The organism is Arthrobacter sp. SO3 (genome assembly GCF_020532825.1).
Classification (GTDB): Bacteria; Actinomycetota; Actinomycetes; order Actinomycetales; family Micrococcaceae; genus Arthrobacter.
The window spans coordinates 1-840 of the sequence record NZ_MQTS01000171.1; the positions used below are offsets into that span (position 1 = coordinate 1).

An 840-nucleotide genomic window follows, 5' to 3' on the forward strand; every position below is an offset into this window, starting at 1 on the left:
GGCCTGAAGGACCCGAAGCGTCCGGGTGGTTCGTTCATCTTCGCCGGCCCCACCGGTGTCGGTAAGACCGAGCTCGCCAAGGCCCTGGCCGAATTCCTCTTCGGTGAGGAAGACGCCCTGATCACCCTGGACATGTCCGAGTACTCGGAGAAGCACACGGTCTCGCGTCTCTTCGGTGCCCCTCCGGGCTACGTGGGCTACGAGGAAGGCGGGCAGCTGACCGAGAAGGTCCGCCGTCGTCCGTTCTCCGTGGTCCTGTTCGACGAAGTGGAGAAGGCTCACGCCGATCTCTTCAACTCGCTGTTGCAGATCCTGGAAGACGGCCGTCTTACCGACTCCCAGGGCCGGGTGGTGGACTTCAAGAACACCGTGATCATCATGACCACCAACCTCGGCACCCGGGACATCTCCAAGAGCGTTGCCACCGGTTTCCAGTCCGGCACGGACACGCAGACCGGTTACAACCGGATGCGGGCCCGCGTCACGGAGGAGCTCAAGCAGCACTTCCGTCCCGAGTTCCTGAACCGTGTTGACGATGTTGTGGTGTTCCCGCAGCTGACCCAGGACGAGATCATCGAGATCGTGGACATGTTCGTCGGCCGGCTGGAGAAGCGCCTCAAGGACAAGGACATGGGCATCGAGCTCACGCCCGCGGCCAAGATCCTGCTGGCAACCCGCGGCTACGACCCCGCGATGGGTGCCCGGCCGCTGCGCCGGACCATCCAGCGCGAGATCGAGGACCAGCTCTCCGAGAAGATCCTCTTCGGCGAGATCCATGCCGGCGACATTGTTGTAGTGGATGTGGACGGCGAAGGCGACGACGCCAAGTTCACTTTCGCA

At 63.2% G+C, this 840-nt stretch carries 1 protein-coding gene; it reads left to right on the forward strand.

Annotated features, from left to right (window positions below):
- Window positions 1-840: AAA family ATPase (locus tag BJQ90_RS16105; RefSeq protein WP_226761236.1), on the forward strand; the 840-nt coding region annotated here is incomplete at both ends.